The sequence below is a fragment of the Psychrobacter sp. SZ93C1 genome, assembly GCF_015864635.1.
GTDB lineage: Bacteria > Pseudomonadota > Gammaproteobacteria > Pseudomonadales > Moraxellaceae > Psychrobacter > Psychrobacter fozii.
This window is the reverse complement of the sequence record NZ_JADYWY010000033.1, coordinates 1-773: the sequence shown is the minus strand read 5'-3', so window position 1 is coordinate 773 and position 773 is coordinate 1. Positions and strand designations below refer to the sequence as shown.

Below are 773 nucleotides of genomic sequence, written 5' to 3'. Positions count from 1 at the left end.
AAGAAAGTTTAAAACTAAGTGTTGACTCGAAAAATAAAGGGTGTATTATTCGCATCCCTTGAGACGCTAAAGCGACTCAAAACGTTCTTTAACAATATAAAGCAATCATCTGTGTGGGCACTCGTACAGATTGAGTTCTAACAGCCAACCTACTTAGGTAGCGAGGCAAACAAATTAGAGTCTCAATTGAAAACTGAGTGACCAACAGAATAGTTATTTCGGTAATTATTCGGCACAGTCAATTCAATATCGAAAGATATTAAAATAAATTCAGAATTCATTGAGCTGTCGAAAGACATAAAACTTTTTAATTGAAGAGTTTGATCATGGNTTGAACGCTGGCGGCAGGCCTAACACATGCAAGTCGAGCGGTAACAGAAAGTAGCTTGCTACTTTGCTGACGAGCGGCGGACGGGTGAGTAATGCTTGGGAACATGCCTTGAGGTGGGGGACAACAGTTGGAAACGACTGCTAATACCGCATAATGTCTACGGACCAAAGGGGGCTTCGGCTCTCGCCTTTAGATTGGCCCAAGTGGGATTAGCTAGTTGGTGAGGTAATGGCTCACCAAGGCGACGATCCCTAGCTGGTTTGAGAGGATGATCAGCCACACTGGGACTGAGACACGGCCCAGACTCCTACGGGAGGCAGCAGTGGGGAATATTGCACAATGGGCGCAAGCCTGATGCAGCCATGCCGCGTGTGTGAAGAAGGCCTTCGGGTTGTAAAGCACTTTCAGTCAGGAGGAAAGGTTAACGGTTAATACCCGTTAG

1 rRNA gene is annotated in these 773 nt (G+C 45.9%); it reads left to right on the top strand.

Annotated features, from left to right (window positions below):
• Positions 1-308 precede the first annotated feature (308 nt).
• Positions 309-773, top strand: a 16S ribosomal RNA gene (locus I6E83_RS14670); the annotation flags it as partial.